Origin of the sequence: Chryseobacterium paridis, from assembly GCF_016595215.1 — a bacterium.
GTDB lineage: Bacteria > Bacteroidota > Bacteroidia > Flavobacteriales > Weeksellaceae > Chryseobacterium > Chryseobacterium paridis.
The window spans coordinates 1-16563 of the sequence record NZ_JAENHK010000008.1 but is presented as its reverse complement, the minus strand read 5'-3'; the positions used below and the strand labels follow the sequence as shown (position 1 = coordinate 16563).

Annotated in this window: 15 protein-coding genes; 8 read left to right on the top strand and 7 right to left on the bottom strand. The window is 33.0% G+C overall.

Annotated elements, in window-relative coordinates:
* Positions 1-4: 4 nt before the first annotated feature.
* The 7 genes from JHL15_RS08575 (at position 5) to JHL15_RS08545 (ending at position 6669) form a co-directional block, all read left to right on the top strand.
* Complete coding sequence (locus tag JHL15_RS08575) at positions 5-919, top strand: helix-turn-helix domain-containing protein (protein WP_200245077.1); 915 nt, start codon at positions 5-7, stop codon at positions 917-919.
* Between the two features lie 146 nt (positions 920-1065).
* Positions 1066-1635 (top strand): Crp/Fnr family transcriptional regulator, encoded by a 570-nt coding sequence (locus JHL15_RS08570; protein ID WP_200245074.1) that lies wholly within the window; start codon positions 1066-1068, stop codon positions 1633-1635.
* A 75-nt stretch (positions 1636-1710) separates the two neighbouring features.
* Positions 1711-2448 (top strand): SDR family oxidoreductase, encoded by a 738-nt coding sequence (locus tag JHL15_RS08565; RefSeq protein WP_200245073.1) that lies wholly within the window; start codon positions 1711-1713, stop codon positions 2446-2448.
* 136 nt (positions 2449-2584) lie between these two features.
* A complete protein-coding gene (locus JHL15_RS08560; protein ID WP_200245072.1) occupies positions 2585-3547 on the top strand; it encodes a hypothetical protein in 963 nt (320 codons plus the stop codon).
* A 575-nt stretch (positions 3548-4122) separates the two neighbouring features.
* Complete coding sequence (locus JHL15_RS08555) at positions 4123-4545, top strand: DUF1801 domain-containing protein (RefSeq protein WP_200245071.1); 423 nt, start codon at positions 4123-4125, stop codon at positions 4543-4545.
* Between the two features lie 115 nt (positions 4546-4660).
* Positions 4661-5488, top strand: coding sequence for a hypothetical protein (locus JHL15_RS08550; protein ID WP_200245070.1), 828 nt, complete (start codon positions 4661-4663; stop codon positions 5486-5488).
* An 89-nt stretch (positions 5489-5577) separates the two neighbouring features.
* Positions 5578-6669 (top strand): PIN-like domain-containing protein, encoded by a 1092-nt coding sequence (locus JHL15_RS08545; RefSeq protein ID WP_200245069.1) that lies wholly within the window; start codon positions 5578-5580, stop codon positions 6667-6669.
* Between the two features lie 43 nt (positions 6670-6712).
* On the opposite strand, the gene gldG is transcribed toward JHL15_RS08545, so the two are convergent.
* From gldG to kbl, 4 genes are all read right to left on the bottom strand, one after another.
* A complete protein-coding gene (gene gldG / locus JHL15_RS08540; protein WP_200245068.1) occupies positions 6713-8380 on the bottom strand; it encodes a gliding motility-associated ABC transporter substrate-binding protein GldG in 1668 nt (555 codons plus the stop codon).
* Positions 8381-8384: 4 nt separating this feature from the next.
* Positions 8385-9113 carry an ABC transporter permease gene (locus tag JHL15_RS08535; protein WP_200245066.1) on the bottom strand — a complete coding sequence of 243 codons (729 nt, stop codon included), beginning with the start codon at positions 9111-9113 and terminating at the stop codon, positions 8385-8387.
* Between the two features lie 57 nt (positions 9114-9170).
* Positions 9171-9725 carry a CopD family protein gene (locus tag JHL15_RS08530; protein WP_200245065.1) on the bottom strand — a complete coding sequence of 185 codons (555 nt, stop codon included), beginning with the start codon at positions 9723-9725 and terminating at the stop codon, positions 9171-9173.
* Positions 9726-9868: 143 nt separating this feature from the next.
* The gene (gene kbl / locus JHL15_RS08525) at positions 9869-11065 is read right to left on the bottom strand and encodes a glycine C-acetyltransferase (protein ID WP_200245064.1); all 1197 of its coding nucleotides are present in this window, start codon (positions 11063-11065) and stop codon (positions 9869-9871) included.
* A gap of 160 nt (positions 11066-11225) precedes the next feature.
* Here kbl and JHL15_RS08520 point away from each other — a divergent pair, with 160 nt between their 5' ends.
* Positions 11226-12095, top strand: a complete 870-nt coding sequence (locus tag JHL15_RS08520; RefSeq protein WP_200245063.1) for a cupin-like domain-containing protein — start codon at positions 11226-11228, stop codon at positions 12093-12095.
* Between the two features lie 179 nt (positions 12096-12274).
* Here the strand turns inward: JHL15_RS08520 and JHL15_RS08515 are convergent, their stop codons facing one another.
* From JHL15_RS08515 to JHL15_RS08505, 3 genes are all read right to left on the bottom strand, one after another.
* Positions 12275-12847, bottom strand: coding sequence for a dihydrofolate reductase family protein (locus JHL15_RS08515; protein WP_200245062.1), 573 nt, complete (start codon positions 12845-12847; stop codon positions 12275-12277).
* Positions 12848-13086: 239 nt separating this feature from the next.
* Positions 13087-13539 (bottom strand): hypothetical protein, encoded by a 453-nt coding sequence (locus JHL15_RS08510; protein ID WP_200245061.1) that lies wholly within the window; start codon positions 13537-13539, stop codon positions 13087-13089.
* 2 nt (positions 13540-13541) lie between these two features.
* Positions 13542-16563, bottom strand: a 3022-nt coding sequence (locus JHL15_RS08505) for an RHS repeat domain-containing protein (protein WP_200245060.1), incomplete at its 5' end; no start/stop codon positions are given.

Below are 16563 nucleotides of genomic sequence, written 5' to 3'. Positions count from 1 at the left end.
CATTATGAAAAAGACATTTCGTTTTAATTCAATTTCCGAATTTCATTCTTTTTGTAATCTTCCGAATCCTGAGCATCCGTTGATCAGCCTCATAGATTACAGTAAAGTCAATTATCCTACAGACGACACTGAGCTCAAATGGATACAAAATTTTTATTCTATTGGCTTAAAACGAAATATCAATGCTAAGTTCAATTATGGTCAACAAGAATATGATTTTGATTCGGGGGTTTTATGTTTTGTTTCTCCGCTTCAGTTTCTGAAACTGGAAATCAATCCGGATGTTGAAGTGGAACCTACGGGTTGGTTATTGGTGATCCATCCTGACTTCTTATGGAACACTTCACTAGTAAGCAAATTAAAATCCTATGATTTTTTTAGCTACCAGACTAAGGAAGCTCTTTTTCTTTCCGATAAAGAAGAGCAGGTTATTATAGATATTTTCAAAAATATAGAAAAGGAATATCAGTCGAATATCGATAAATTCACCCAGGAGTTGATTGTTGCGCAAGTTGAATTACTACTTATTTATTCTGAACGGTTTTATGAGCGTCAATTTTTTACCCGAAAAAAATCCAGTCACGAACTTCTTGAAAGATTTGAGCAGGTACTTTCGCAATATTTTGAAAATGGAAATCTTCTGGAAAATGGGATTCCTTCAGTAAAAAGCATTGCTGAAAAAATGAATATTTCTCCTAATTATCTGGGAACACTATTGCGTATCCACACCCAGCAAAATACCCAGCAACACATTCAAAATAAATTAATTGATTCTGCAAAAGAGCGTTTAAGCACCACATCTTTGTCCGTAAGTGAAATTGCTTATGAATTAGGATTTGAACATCCACAGTCCTTCAGTAAGTTATTCAAGCAAAAGACCAATCAATCGCCGTTGGAATTCAGGAAATTATTTAATTGAAACAAATCGTTTTTGTTAAGCTCAATTAAAACTATCCCTTATGTATCTTTAATTTTTAACCACAGATAGCGCAGATTTACACAGATGCTTGCTGTTTTTTGTCAAATGGCAAATACTTAACCATTATCTTTGATTAAATTTCGGGCATGAAAGAATTATTTGATTTTATTTTAAGATTTGGAAACCTTAACCAACAGCAAATTGATTTTATCACAAGTAAAGCAACAGAGCTTCACCTTCCGAAAGATGCCTATTTTTCGGAGGCCGGGAAAATTGCTCGTCAGGTAGGATTCGTTGTAGATGGGATTTTAAGGGTTTGCTATTACGACAATAAAGGAGAAGAGATCACCAAATATTTTATTGAAGAAAACAATATGGTGGTGGATCTGGAAAGTTTTGATAACGAAATCTGTTCAAGTACCTATGTTCAGGCAGTGACGGATTGTACAATGATCGTATTCTCAAGAAAAGACTGGCTCGAACTTTTACAGACTATTGTTGGATGGGAAGCCATCGTCCATAAAATTATTTCAAGAGCACTGATCCAAAAAGTAGAAAGAAGAAGTCCTTTGGTTTCAGAAGATGCTACCACCCGTTATGTAAAATTTCTGGAAATTTATCCTAGTGTGGTTAATCGCATTCCGCTTTCTTATATTGCATCCTATCTCGGTATTACACAGTCGTCACTGAGCAGGATAAGAAAAAATATACGTTAAGATCGCTTTTTGCCAAATGGCAAAAGATTTCATTTTTAAATGTTTGACCTTTACATCATTAAATAAAACAAGAAAATGAAATCAGTATTAATAACAGGAGCCAACAGAAGCATTGGCCTGGAAATAACAAAACAACTTTCAGCAAAAGGATTATTCGTTTATTTAGGAAGTCGCGATCTCGAAAAAGGGGAAGCCGTAGTACGGGAACTTAATCAAAATGGATATCAGAATATTAAAGCAATCGAAATAGATGTTACCAACCCAGATTCGATTGCAGAAGCAAGGAATATTGTTGAAAAAGAACAGGAAAAACTGGATATCTTGGTCAACAATGCTGGTATTCTGGGAATCAATCCCCAACCTGCATCAGACACTTCAATTAAAGACATTCAACATGTATTTGATACCAATTTCTTCGGGGTGATCAGCGTTACACAGGCCTTTTTAGATTTACTTAAGAAATCTGACAGTCCAAGAATCAGCAACATCACTTCAGGGCTTGGTTCTTTGACATTGCACAGTGACCCAACCTGGAAATATTATAACTTTAAAACAGCAGGATACGGAACTTCTAAAGCGGCTTTAAATGCATACACTATTGCATTAGCTTATGAATTGAAAGATCTCCCTTTTAAAGTCAATGTCATCGATCCTGGTTATACCGCAACAGACTTCAATGCTCACAACGGTCCCGGGACGGTAGAAAGTGCTGCATCGTTCATTATTAAACACACTTTGACTGATGATAGTGCACCTACAGGACAGTTTTATAGTAATGACATTGAGGATGAGATTGGAATTAGTCCGTGGTAGGTTTAATCTTTTTTGTACAAATGTAAAAAGTAAAATGTATTAATGATTTGAGAGAAACCTTAAGGTTTCTCTTTTTTGTTGTAAACAACTGTTTCTTAATTGTTATATATTTGGAAATTCCCTATAAACTAAAACTATGAAATGTAAATCTTTACTTATTGGCTTGTTCTTGATCAGCTTCTTTTCATTCGGTCAGGTCAAAGAACTGGAAAACTTTAGAAAAGAAATAGAGTTTTTCATCAATTATGACCACTCCAAAACTGCTTCAACGCCAGAATCAGAGGCTAATACTCTAAAATTTAAACAAAATCTAGAAAAGGCTTTTATTGAGTTCGTAATGAATAAAGACAGCAAAAATTTAGATCAATTAAAAAATAACAGTATTAATAATAAAACAAGTTATGTTATTGGCAATCACAATTATTTTTTCGATACACCGAGAATAGATCCTTATAAGAAATCCTTAGAAAACAATTCTTATTATAAAATAGTACTCTATCCAATATACGACTATGAATTGTCTCAATTTGTTTCATTTTATATGCAGCCCTTTAACCTCAATGAAAAACAATATGTCATCTATTATTATAAATTGAATGGAGAAGGTACTTATTATATAAAGGACATTGCAAAGAACATTATCGTTTTTAAAGGCCAAGCTTTGACATCCAATGCAGCTATATCAAAATTTGATCAGATAGATGATAGCCACTTTTTAGTGGTAGAGGATATGGGATATGATGGACAAAGGGCATTCGTAATAAAAAATGAAAACAATCTGTGGCAACCGATCAATGCATTTAAAGGGAAATCATTCAAGCCAAATTCTGTAAAATATGATATTAAAAATGAGGGAAATTCAAGAAAATACCTAAGATTTGCCAACAGTAAAAATATTAAAAATACTTACCCTATCTTTTATTTTAAGAATTATGAAATTAACTTCGATCCAAAGTCTAAAATGATTTCCTATAAAAAAGCTGATAGACAATCAGAGAACGGAAAAAAAATTGAATCAAAATGGGAGAATAACTCCTTCACTATTGATGATTATTATTTAGGTGAAGATCTTAATGATCAGCCTGTACCAATGCCTTAACAGTTATTACTTTTGTAAAGACTTATTTTGTCACTTCGAGTACGAAACAAAGTGGAGTGTATCGAGAAGTGGTTTATCCTGCTTTATTTGTAATGGTTCTCGATACAAAATTATTCTCCATTTCATTTCGTATAATTTTACTCGAACTGACGGTGTATACAACTATTGAAGCCTCGTCGTATCGAGAAGCTTTTGAATACATTTACAAATATTTTTAAACACTTTAGCTATATTTAGCAAATTTCTTAATGTATAATTAGAACACTTAAGCCTTCTGAAAATCTTTGATTTTCAATTCTTACGTGAACTTCTAAGACAGCATCATTTAAACTTATATAAGCTAAAGTGTCTAAAACTTTTATGACTTTTATGGTTAATTTTAAACGCAAAGTTTTAGCAACAAACCGCTATATAATAAGTTGCCAAAGAGTTGTGACTTCGTCACTAATTAAGCTTGCTTCTGATAAATCAATTTCATTGATTTAAAGCCTTAACTAGTCTTATTCGCAAAAAATATATCTTTGCTTTACATTAAAAAAAGTTACTTTTTCATTCATAAAAAAACTAAATACTCTATGACCACAGAAGAACAAATCACCCATTATATTTCCACTCAAGCAGAGTCTAAACGTCGTGATATGGAAGCGCTGCATCAGTACATTCTGCAAGTAATGCCTAAATGTCAATTATGGTTTCTGGATGGGAAAAATGATGAGGGAAAAACCGTTTCCAATCCTAATATTGGATATGGTTTTCGAACCATGAAGTATGCTGACGGAAGTACCAGGGATTTTTATCAAGTAGGTCTCAGCGCTAATACAACAGGGATTTCTGTTTATATCCTTGGTATTGATGATAAAACTTATTTGCCTCAAACCTATGGAGAAAAAATAGGAAAAGCAAGTGTGACTGGATATTGTATTAAGTTCAAAACCTTAAAGGATATTAATATTGAAGTGCTTGGAGAAGCGATACGGGATAGAGGGCAAATAAAGTAAAAAGATAATTTTAAAAAGCCGAGGTTTAAATAAAAGACGACCTTACATCAGAATAGTTTCAACACAAATTTAAGTCTGGAACAAAACTGAAATAAAAACCAACTAATTTTAGCATATGAAAATAACAATTGCTAAAGAAATAATTAAAGATAACACACAAATAGTTGATTCATTAATAAATCTTAGTACCGAACAGTATGAAGAACTTATTTCAAATATAAATTCGATTTATCGATTTGAGTTAATTGACAACTATTTTCAAATTTTATATGGCAACTATAATGATTTTATAGAAACTATTAATAAAAATTCTCTAGAACTACTAGATAATTCAAAATCTCCATTAATATTAAACAGATCATACCTAAATAGATTTAAAATTGAATCTAACAGAAAGTTTATAAATTATTTAAGTTCGTTTAGAACTCTTGTTGATCATGTCCCTAGAATGTTAAATATAAAAGAGAAAGAAGACTTTAAAGGATACCTAAATTTCCTTTATGATAAAGAATTTTCTTATAGATTTATATATAAACTGCGAAATTACACCCAACATTGTGGATTACCAATAACTCAATATGAATCTAATTTTAATAGTTCTCTAGTCAAAATATTTTTAATGATGAATGTCGATTTTCTTTTAAATAATTATGATTCATGGGGAGAAGTGGTTAAAAATGATTTAAAAAAATATAGATGCATCGATTCTAAGACTATCATTGATGAGCATTTTAGCTTAGTAAGAAAAATTTACGATAAAACCTTAATCTTATTAAAAGATGAGACTTTGACAAAAATTGATTTAATTGAAAAAACTATTGAAGGATATAAGGGTAATCATAAATTACTTGTTTTGTTAGAAGAAGATAATGGAGATTTGAATTCAATAACTTATATACCACTTGATGAAATTAAAAAGTTAAAAAGAATATATTTAGGTTAATTAAAAAATATAGCAAAAGTTGAAAAGTTATAACTTTTCTTTTTGTTTGTTATTTATATATTTGTTCAAACTATAAATAATAATCAAAAATGAAAGCTCAATTTAGGGGCTATTATCCATTAACTGAAGATGAAATAAAAGTAATATGGAAAGATGGCTTTATTACATTAGATACTAATGTACTTTTCAATTTATATAGATATTCTGATGAAACCAGAAAAGAATTATTGAAAATAATAAGAAAGTATTCTAAACAAATCTTTTTAACACATCAGTCAGCGTTTGAATTTCACAAAAATAGAATAACTGTAATTTCAGAACAAATAACAATATACGATGAAACTATTAAGTCTTTTCTCAAATTAGAAAATGATATTGTTAAAAATTTAAAAACTCCGCATCTAAGTAAAAAAGTATTAGAAAATTTTAAAAAATCATTATCCGAAACAATCAAAGATTTAGAATTCAAGAAATTATTCTTTTTAGAATTGTTAAAAAAAGATACAATTCTTGACTCCATATCAAACATATTTATAGATAAAAAAATTGGGGTTCCGTTCAACAAAAAAGAAATTGGGGAAATAGAAAAAGAAGGAAATGAACGTTACTTAAATAAAATACCTCCTGGCTATAAAGACAATGATAAAAAAACGAATAAATTTGGTGATTTGATAATTTGGAAGGAATTATTAAAAGAATCTAAAAATAAATCCAAACCATTTATATTCATTATAGATGATGTTAAAGAAGATTGGTGGCTAAGAACTAATGGACAAACTTTATCTCCAAGACCTGAACTTCTACAAGAATCCTATCAAGAAAGTAATCAATTATTCCACTTATATACAACTGATCGGTTTCTAGAATTTGCTAGCCAATCTGAAGAAATTCAACAAGAAACTATAGATGAAGTTAAAGAAATTAACCATTGGCAAAATAGCAATATTAATTACTTGTCTGCAATTAATTTTAATGAATCATTAAATAAGAATTTACACCACATAAAACTATTTGAAAGCCTCAAAAACCTAAACGAATTCAATGAAAACCTTTCGTTTTTTTCTAAAAATAGCTATGATCTTGATATCTTAAAAAAATACATAAAGATAAGGAATTTTGATAAAGATAATGATGACAGTAAGGTTAATGGCGATGGCGATGAGATAAAAGATAAAGAATAAATATAAAAAGAGAAACCTCACGGTTTCTCTTTTTATATATCATTTAATTAAATTTTCTTTTTCTCAACCAGAAGAACAACCCTCCCAGCAATCCAATGATCGCTAATGGAAGCAATAAATTAAGCCACTGCCAATTCGTTTTTTCTTCGGTGATTCTCTGTCTATCCAATAACCTCTCTTCGATATTTCTGTTTCTCAACTCCATCAGGTTACTGTCATCCAAAAGAAAATCTAAAGCATTTTTCAAAAACTGTTCATTTCCAAATTGCTCATTGGTCATCAAATCTACTCCTAGTGGAAGAGGCTGTCCTTTAATTACTTTGTTTCTTCCCACGTCACCATCTGCAATGACAATCATTTTATTATTTGGGCTTTCACTCTTGAAACCTGGATATGATTTTCTTTCAATTCTTGATGCATATGCGGAAGTAAATTTCCCTTCCAGTGCAACAGCAAAGATTTTCGGAGTACTAGGTTTTTCCATTTGTCCAAGACTGTCAACACTTGAGATTTCTTTCAGGTCAACATAATTAGGAACCTGCTTTAATAAAGTTCTTTCACTGGACTCAAAGAGAACTTTGGTTTTAATATTCTTTCTGCCTAATGTATCAATCGATGTCGGAAATTCAAATTTTACCGGATTGATATTTTTAGTGATCGGATCATTCTTTTCAGCAATTCCCAATGGGAAATAGGGCCAAGGAAGGCTTGTATATTGCGGGTTACCACTCACCTCTCCTGTTACTAATCTTAACAAGGCAAATTTCTTTACATCTTTTACCAAGGCAGGATTGATTCTGATTCCGTAATTGAAGAAGAAATCTGTCATATTGATGTCAACAGGGAAAGGCATTACTTTTTTAGATCGGGTTAACGTATCCATTTCAGCATTCACAGCATCGATCATCCACAATGTCTTTCCGCCATTCATGATGTACTGATCGAGAATCACTTTTTCCCCATCTGTAAATGCTTTTCTTGGTTTTGCAATCACCAAAGCGCTCATCTGTTTTAATAATGGAACATCTGCAACGCTGAGTTCAACCTGATTTTTAGGAATGACAGGCCCTGCATCGTAGTTTTCTAAAGCCAAATGCATGAAACCCTGGAACTCATCCGGACTTAATTCATCCTGATTCACTAACACTCCTATCTTCTTTCTCTTATCAGTTGCAATATTCTTGATATTGGAAACAAGATTATATTCTAAGTTTTCAATAGATTTTGTCAGCTGTTCATCCGCATTGATATTTGCCTGCTGTACCACCAATGGAATAGAAACTCCCCCTTTGTTGTATTTCAGCACAGCATATGGAAACAATACGATCTGTGAAACCTTACCATCTTTCACATCAGGTAGGATTGAAGGCTGCATTCCCATAGCCATCAAAGTGTCCTGAGACATTTTGGTTTTGATAGGATCGATGAATTTAAAATCTATTTTTGGATTGATCTTTCTGAACTCTTCCAGCATAAACTTTGTTTCACTCTGTAATTGCTTGAAACTTGCCGGAAAATCGCCTTCTAAATAAACCTCAACAGTTAAAGGCTTTTTTACAGATTCCAACACTTTAATGGTGTTATCGGAAAGGGTATATCTTTTTTCTTTCGTTAAATCCAATCTGATTCCTGAAATGGCCAAAATAATAACCAATGGCAGGATCACAAACAGTAAAATTCCTAATGGAGATTTAAAGGATATCTTCTTCATAATTCTACTTCTTTTTATTGATAAAATGATTGGACAATACTAATGAAACTCCTATGATCAGAACAAAATAGGCCACATCTTTAAAATCGATCAATCCTCTTGTAAATCCAAGAAAATGCTGATAAAAGCCTATATTCTGTAGAATAAAATCTGCTCCACCTAATAATTTATAACTCGCTAGCTGCTCGATTCCAAAATACATGATGAAACACATAAAAACGCCTAACAGATAAGCCATGATCTGGTTCTGAGAAAGTGAAGATGCTAAAATTCCAACTCCCGAAAATGCTGCAATAAGCATGATCAATCCAATATAGCTCCCCAAAGTCATTCCCAAATCAATATTTCCTGTAGGAACTCCTAAAACATAAACCGTATATAAATAGATCAGTGAAGGGATCAGGCATAAAATTCCAACCACCCAAACGGAAAGGAATTTCCCTAATACCAAGTCAGAAACTTTTAAAGGCTGGGAAAACAACCAGTTTAAGGTTCCGGTCTGTTGTTCTTCTGCAAATGTTTTCATGGAAAGTGCAGGAATGATAAACATCAATAACCACGGGACCAAAACAAAATAGCTCTGTAAAGAGGCCATTCCGATCTCAAAGATATTAGAATCATTATCGAAAAAAAACAAAAAAAGAGTCGCTATCAGACTGAAGGCTGCGATGATGATCCATGCACTCCAGTTTCCGAAGTAACTCCAAAGTTCTTTTTTAAAAATTGCAATCATAGTTTTTTTGTAAAATGTAAAATGTAAAATGTATTCATGTAAATACAGTTCCTTTTACTATTGTTTCTTTTTTTTGTTTTTATTGACAAGTTTTACGGTCATCATGATTAAAAATACAAGAACGAAAAATCCTGCAATTAATTGCCACCAGTATTCAATAACCATAGATTTTAAAATAACAGTAAAGACCACCAGAAATAAAATGAATGTGGCAATTTCATTGGCCTGTCTTAATTTTATATTCGCTGTTTCCAGTGTATTCCCATTCAAAGCCTTTAATTGAAGAACTTTTTTCCAACACCAATAGTGGTAGATCGCCAGACCTACAAGGAATGTCAGCTTTAAATGAAACCAGGGCATTTTCATCAATCCGGTATTCAGGAAGATCATTACCAAGCCACAAACAGCCATAATAACTCCCGCCGGAACGGTAATAATATTCCATAGCCTTCTGGCCATGAAAGTATATTGCTCTCTTAGGATACTCTTCTTTTCTTCAGAGAATTCATCGGTATCTTTATAGTAAACAAATATTCTTACGAGATAAAAGATCCCCGCAAAATAACTGACCATAAAAATAATGTGCAGTGCTTTGATTATTGTGTAAAGCATTTTAAAAACTTTCTATTTTTTATAAAATGATATGATAGCCGTACTTACATCTGTCACTCCAGTCTTTGAAATAACTTTGGGATCATCAGCTATAGAAATAGCTGAACAATCCCAAAGCTTCAGTTCTAATTTTTTAAATATTTTTAAGAAATTACATTCAGTTCTTTCCCCACTTTTTCAAAAGCAGCAATTGCTTTATCCAAATGTGCTCTTGTGTGAGCTGCAGAAAGCTGAACTCTTATCCTTGCTTTTCCTTTCGGAACTACCGGATAGAAGAAACCAATTACATAAATTCCTTCGTCCATTAGTTTTTCTGCCATCTTCTGAGCTAATGGTGCATCATAAAGCATTACCGGAACGATTGCAGCATCTCCATCAGGAATATCAAAACCTTTCGCTTTCATTTCTGTTCTGAAATATTCTGCATTTTCCATTACCTGATCACGAAGTGAAGTATCATCAGAGATCATATCTAAAACTTTCAAAGCAGCACCTACAATTCCGGGAGCTAATGAATTGGAAAATAAGTATGGACGCGAACGTTGTCTCAACATATCGATGATCTCTTTTTTACCGGAAGTAAATCCTCCTAATGCACCTCCCAATGCTTTTCCTAAAGTAGAAGTAATAATATCTACTCTACCCATAACCTCATTGGCTTCATGCGTCCCGCGGCCTGTTTTTCCAATGAAACCAGTAGCATGAGAATCATCCACCATTACCAAAGCACCATATTTATCGGCAAGGTCACAAACACCTTTCAGATCCGCAACAATACCATCCATTGAGAAAACCCCATCAGTAACGATGATCGTGAAACGGTGATTCTTTTCAGAAGCTGCCTTTAACTGAGCTTCCAGATCCTCCATATTGTTATTTTTATAACGGTATCTCGCTGCTTTACAAAGACGAACACCATCAATGATAGAAGCATGATTCAATTCATCAGAAATAATAGCATCTTCTTCTGTAAATAATGGTTCGAAAACACCTCCATTAGCATCAAAACAAGCTGCATATAAGATTGTGTCTTCCAATCCTAAAAACTGAGCAATCTTTTCTTCTAATTGTTTATGGATATCCTGAGTTCCGCAGATAAAACGAACAGATGACATTCCATATCCGTGAGAGGCAATCATATCCTGAGAAGCTTTCATTACTTCAGGATTATTCGATAATCCCAGATAATTGTTTGCACAGAAGTTTAACAGCTTTTTACCGTTAGCTTCTATTTCAGCACTTTGTTGAGAAGTGATAATTCTTTCTCTTTTATAAAGTCCGTCGTTTTCGATATTTTTAAGCTCGTTTTGTAAATTTTGAAGGTATTTTTCAGAGATCATTTTTAGTAATTTTTTAGATGCGCTAATTTAGTAAAAAGGCGGTAAAGTATAGTCTTTTATGATTGGTATTCTAAAAAATTGAGTTAAAACGTTCATTTTAACAATTAGTCTACTAATTTAGTAGGATAATAATTTTATATTTGTCCTTTAAATTCTAAAAATGAAGTTATCAACCGTACAAAAAGTTAGAAAAATATCATCCAGGACCTTTCTGAATCAATATATGAAACCTCGCCTCCCTATTATATTAGAAGATTTCGTTGATTCTGAAAGCCCTGCCTTTACAAAATGGAGTTATGACTATTTTAAAGAGATTGCAGGTAATCATCTGGTGAATATTTATGGAAGTGATTTAGAATCTTTAGACAGAGTCGCCAGCAAACCAATCTCTCAAACTCATTTTTCCGAATATCTGGACCTCATCAGCTCTCAGCCTACAGAGCAAAGGCTTTTCCTTTTCAATCTGCTCACGATAAAACCGGAAATGAAAAGTGATATTCATTACAATGATGTCACCAATGGAAAAATTTTAAAATGGCTTCCTTTCATGTTCTTTGGAGGCGAGGGATCTATCACAAGAAATCACATTGATATTGATATGTCCCATGTTTTTATCACTCAATTTCAAGGCATCAAGAAAATATGGTTATTCCCGTGGGAACAATCTAGCCTCATGTACAAATTACCGTATAACTTTCATAGTTTAGCCAACATCAAAGAACCTGATTATGATCAGTTTCCAGCTTTGAAATATATAAAAGGTTATGAAGCAATTATTCATCCTGGAGAAACATTATATATTCCATCAGGATGGTGGCATTATATCCAATATGAAACTGAAGGATACTCTGTTTCGATCAGAGCCTTGCCTTCCAGTTGGCTTGAAAAATGGCGTGGATTTAAGAATCTTGTCATGATCAGACATTTCGATAATGCCATGCGGAATTTGTTTAAGGAAAGGTGGTTTAATTTTAAAATTGGAAAAGCACACAGAAAAGCAAAAAGAGCCATTTCAAGAATTTCTAAATAAAAAAAGAGGCTGTCTTAAAAGTGTCATTCTGAACGAAATGAAATGTAGTGAAGAATCTCATTTATTTCGTTATAAAAGAGATTCTTCCTTCGTCAGAATGACAAAAGCCAAATTATTTGACTTTTGAGACAGCCTCTTTTAAGTTAGTATTCAAAGTCATTGAATTTGCATAATAGTTATCAACTTTCTCTAACCGGCAAGTATTTATTCAGTACTTTTCCACTTTTAAAGGGTGTAGAGCTTTCTAATTTTAAAACCTTTCTGCCATTAAAAATAGGAAGCCCTTTTCCAATCGCAACAGGATTCACGATGATATAATATTCATCAATGAGATCCTGATCGATCAAAGAGCTCACAAAATCAGCGCCTCCGTAAGCAAGAATATCTTTACCTGATTCTTTTTTTAATCCTTCTACGATAGTAGTCAAATCCCTGTTTTCAACTTCTAGATTTCTTCCGGCAATACTTGTTTCCGTATGACTAAACGTAATCTTTCGCATATCTACGATTAGTTTTGCCAAAGTATTCGTAGGGTTATCTGGTAGATTATCGGCTACATTTTCCCAATGATCAATAAATTGACGTGTCATTTTTCGTCCCAATAAAAGTGTGTCACTGGTCTCAGCCAGTTCAACTATTTTTTGAAAGCCTACTTCATCCGGTGGACTCAGCCATACCCAATCCTGTTCGCCATTAGGCCCTGATACAAAACCATCAATGGTCATTTGCATCTGTAATTTTAATTTTCTCATAGAAATTGTTTTTAGTGATTGTGTAAGTTGTTGTTATTTGTTGCATTACAAATTTAGGATTTTAAGTCACATCTTAGCAGATGTTCTGTTTATTTTATCTGTATGTATTCTTTTTCATATCAAACCGATAGTTGTCAGATATTGAAATGAAAAATCCAGGAATTGGTTTTCCTGGATTGGTTTTTAGTTCAAGTCTTAAATGCCACACGAAAGGATTCATGCGGCAGCGCGGGGGGAAATTATTTAACTTTATCAATAATATGTTTCTCAAATTCTCTTTTGATTTCCGTATTTTCCCTGTCTGATAGATCTTTATTAACTAAATGGGCTGAACCATCTAAACCTTTGCTTACGCTAAATAAACCTATTTTCGTTTCGTTTGGTCTATTACCTGCTCTTGTCCAAAACTCTACAATATCATTTGTATCTTTAAAATAAAAATAAAAATAATACCAATGAGAATCTCTTCCATCTAATAATTCTGTTTCTTTGCCAGCCCATTGTAATTTGGGGACTTTATAATCTAAATTGTCTTCTTTTAATTTAATAATTGTATTAATTACTTCTTTTTCTGATTTGTGAATTACATATGTTTCTGCATATGGATAGCTGCCTGCAGAAAATTTATTAATGTCTTTACAAGATAAGACTATAAATAAACAAACTAAATTAATAATAAATGTTTTTTTCATAATTATCTTTTAGGTATGTTAGTAACACCCACACTAGATTCTTTATAATCATTTCCTATTTGTATAGGCCCAAATTGAGGTTGTGTGACAATCTTAAAAATTGTTTTTGGAGCTGCTGCAATACCCAATCCAACCCCAAGTACTCCTGCTGCAGCTCTATCTAAAATTCCAACAAATGGATTAAGGGCAATTTGAAGTTCCTCTTTAACAAAATTATAATCTGCTCCAATTGCTCTTGTATCTGTTAACAAACCGGAAGCTCCCGCAGTCCCTAAATTATCATATCTTCTATCGTGACCAATTGCAGGATATTCCGACAGAAAATTAGGCACATATTCGTAACTAGCTTTTGCACCTTTCCCATTGATTCCGTATGTCGTTGGGTTATCCCCACCAGGATAAGTTAGCCACAATAAATTTTTACCAAGAGTACCAGGATTTAAACATTCTGAACAATTACTAAATATTGTATTACCTCCTTCTGTATCAATATTTTGAGTATTATCAATCGTATTTCCGCTCATGTCTGAAACAGTCCCATTATCATGAAATGTATATTGTGAAGCTACTTCTCCATTTACACTTGTTGTAATTTTACTTCCCTCACCTAGATGTAATGTATTCTTTCCATATGCTGCCTCTGCATCCGCTTGAGATTTTATAGCAGCGTCATAAAACACCTGATTTCCCCTTTTTACCCAATCTTCATTTTGCATTCCGTCAGGATCAATAAACCTAATAGGATTATTGTAAGCATAGTTGTAAGGACTCCATCTCCTTGATCTTTCAGCTAGCGGATCTATCACACCCCATCTTCCTAAGTCAGGCATATAAAACCTCGCCCCATAATCATACATACCCAAAAAGCTTTGGTATTCTTTACCATTATATTTATATTGGTATGAAGGATTTCCTGCTAAAACATTATAACCTTCATGCTTCAATCCAAAAGGATAATAATTATTTTCTTCAGTAATCTCTATTCCTGAGGTTCCTTTTTGATAACTCAATCTAACATTTCCTAAATGATCCGTATAATTATAAACATACTTTCCATTTTGATAATTATAATATCCTTCTGAGGTAGGAACAAATTTTAATAAACCATTTTCGTATTGAAATCCATCTAAATAATCTGTTTCCGTTGTAATCTGAACTAACGTGAAAATATCTTTTCTTTTTATTTTCAGTCCATCAGCCCTATACGTATATGTACTCGAGCCATAACCTGTAGTATCAAAAAAGTTAGGTAAATTTAAAAAATTATAATTGATTTTAGAAATTCCCTTATCTTCCATTTTAGTAATATTTCCGTTTAAATCATAGCCAATAGCATTGGGAGTAGCGAAATAAGGATAGCCACTAGAGTTCTGTTGTTGTTCGGTTACTTTTGTAAGTCTATTACCTATATAATCATACTTTAGGTTGTCTATTAACTTTGAAGTTGGATCTCCCGAAAGTAGGTCTGCTGATCTCTTTAGATTGGTAATGTTTCCATTCAAATCATAATCCATCTTTTCAAAATACTCCTTTCCTGATGGATTGGTATCTTTTTGGTAAAATCCAGCTAATAACCTGTTCAGATTATCATATACATATCCATACCTTCTGATATTATCATTAGGAATGGTAGAGGTTTTCCAATCTACTTCTGCTATATTACCATTATATCTGGGTTTTACTTTTAGGGTAGAATAATCCATATTAGGAGTTTCTAATCCTTCAACCTGGTTATACTTGATCTTATACCCAAACAAATCTGTTCCTAAAGTAGATGGATCATTGATCTGGGTCATCCAGCCTCTAATGTTGTATTTATAGTCAATTTGTTGAAGAAACGCGGCTCCTACTAATGGGTTAGAAGGCTCTGTTCTTCCTACTTGTTTGCTCTTTAGTTGAGAAAGTTCATTGTACTCATTTTGAGTTAAAGTTTCAACAGGATTATTATCTACCTTATGAGTATGGGTCAATAGTCTATTTTGCTGATCATAAATGAAATTCTCTTCAATAACTCTTTCAGTATCTGTAGCTAACCTTTTATGTCTTGTTATAGCCTGTTTTACTGTTCCTGTAAAATCCAGCTGCGATTCTGTCCTGGTATATCCTCCTAAGTGATTAATCGAATGAGATCCTATTGCTCTTCCTTTGCTATCATAGTACGTATAATTACTTGTCCAGTTATTATCTTCTATATTTTTAACCAGAGTCATCACAGGAAGGCTTTTTGTACTCACCGTATTTGCTGTAGAGTTATCGGTAATGACAGGCGTTCCCAAAATATTTGTAGGGAAAGTAGGATTGAAGCTGTACACCGGATAGGTATCATAATAATTAATACTCAAAAGTGAAGTAATTGTATTGGGATAACTGGAAGTATTATTGCTGTAATAAGCACCCCGACCACCCACAATAAATCCTACAGAAGTAGTTCTTGCTACATTATTACTTCCCGCTGCATCTGCCAATGCTTGTTCTGTAGCTCTTCCCACTGTTCCAGATACTTGTGCTGATGTATAAATTCCTGTATAGGCTACTCTTCCAAACTGATCATATTTGGTAAAAAGCCACTGCTTGGAGGCTCCCATCACTGCATCCTGGGTCATAATTAATCGATCCTGCTTATCATAGACCATGAACTCATAATCCTTACCGGGTAATTTCTTTAGAATAAGTCTGTTTCTTCCATCATATCTGTAAATATAACATAAACTGCCTAGTACCGTATTAACATCAGAAACTATGGCTGCTTTGGGAGGAATAACAAAAGCCAATTGGTTGTACTCATTATACACATAATAGGTGTCTGCGTTATCGGTAGCATTGATGACCTTTCTCACCATTACAACCTGTCCTTTTCCATTCTTGAACTCAATCGTTTTGTTTCCATCTTCATCTGTAACTGTATTTTTATACAATTGACCTGCTGCATAATTGACTGACTGGCTGATAGCAGAAGCAGTGGTTCCACTGGCCCAACTGGTCACTGTTACATATTTTTTTACATCTGCTGCTGTATTGACATCA

Coding starts and splice junctions, on each gene's coding strand:
- JHL15_RS08575 (WP_200245077.1), top strand. CDS start 5: ATGAAAAAGACATTTCGTTTTAATTCAATTTCCGAATTTCATTCTTTT.
- JHL15_RS08570 (WP_200245074.1), top strand. CDS start 1,066: ATGAAAGAATTATTTGATTTTATTTTAAGATTTGGAAACCTTAACCAA.
- JHL15_RS08565 (WP_200245073.1), top strand. CDS start 1,711: ATGAAATCAGTATTAATAACAGGAGCCAACAGAAGCATTGGCCTGGAA.
- JHL15_RS08560 (WP_200245072.1), top strand. CDS start 2,585: ATGAAATGTAAATCTTTACTTATTGGCTTGTTCTTGATCAGCTTCTTT.
- JHL15_RS08555 (WP_200245071.1), top strand. CDS start 4,123: ATGACCACAGAAGAACAAATCACCCATTATATTTCCACTCAAGCAGAG.
- JHL15_RS08550 (WP_200245070.1), top strand. CDS start 4,661: ATGAAAATAACAATTGCTAAAGAAATAATTAAAGATAACACACAAATA.
- JHL15_RS08545 (WP_200245069.1), top strand. CDS start 5,578: ATGAAAGCTCAATTTAGGGGCTATTATCCATTAACTGAAGATGAAATA.
- gldG (WP_200245068.1), bottom strand. CDS start 8,380: ATGAAGAAGATATCCTTTAAATCTCCATTAGGAATTTTACTGTTTGTG.
- JHL15_RS08535 (WP_200245066.1), bottom strand. CDS start 9,113: ATGATTGCAATTTTTAAAAAAGAACTTTGGAGTTACTTCGGAAACTGG.
- JHL15_RS08530 (WP_200245065.1), bottom strand. CDS start 9,725: ATGCTTTACACAATAATCAAAGCACTGCACATTATTTTTATGGTCAGT.
- kbl (WP_200245064.1), bottom strand. CDS start 11,065: ATGATCTCTGAAAAATACCTTCAAAATTTACAAAACGAGCTTAAAAAT.
- JHL15_RS08520 (WP_200245063.1), top strand. CDS start 11,226: ATGAAGTTATCAACCGTACAAAAAGTTAGAAAAATATCATCCAGGACC.
- JHL15_RS08515 (WP_200245062.1), bottom strand. CDS start 12,847: ATGAGAAAATTAAAATTACAGATGCAAATGACCATTGATGGTTTTGTA.
- JHL15_RS08510 (WP_200245061.1), bottom strand. CDS start 13,539: ATGAAAAAAACATTTATTATTAATTTAGTTTGTTTATTTATAGTCTTA.